Source organism: Undibacterium sp. Tian12W (assembly GCF_049339405.1).
GTDB lineage: Bacteria > Pseudomonadota > Gammaproteobacteria > Burkholderiales > Burkholderiaceae_D > Undibacterium.
Window position 1 is genome coordinate 1 of the sequence record NZ_JBMPPK010000090.1, and the last position, 267, is coordinate 267.

A 267-nucleotide genomic window follows, 5' to 3' on the forward strand; every position below is an offset into this window, starting at 1 on the left:
TAGGCTTGGGGCTGGTTATCGCATTTCACGTACTGGTGGTATATGCCCTGGTATCTGGATTGGCGCGCAAAGCGATGGAAGTGGTGATCAAACCAGCAGAGGTCAAGCTGGTAGAAGAAGTGAAGCCACCGCCACCGCCGCCAGACACACCGCCACCACCGCCACCGAAATTGTTGGCCCCGCCGCCACCGTTCATTCCGCCACCGGAAGTTCAGGTACAGCCACAGCCACAACAAACGCCAGCGATTACTGCGGTCTCCAATGTCA

General features: G+C 57.7%; 1 pseudogene. It reads left to right on the forward strand.

Annotated features, from left to right (window positions below):
- A pseudogene (locus ACO0LI_RS30735) lies at positions 1-267 on the forward strand (energy transducer TonB); the annotation flags it as partial.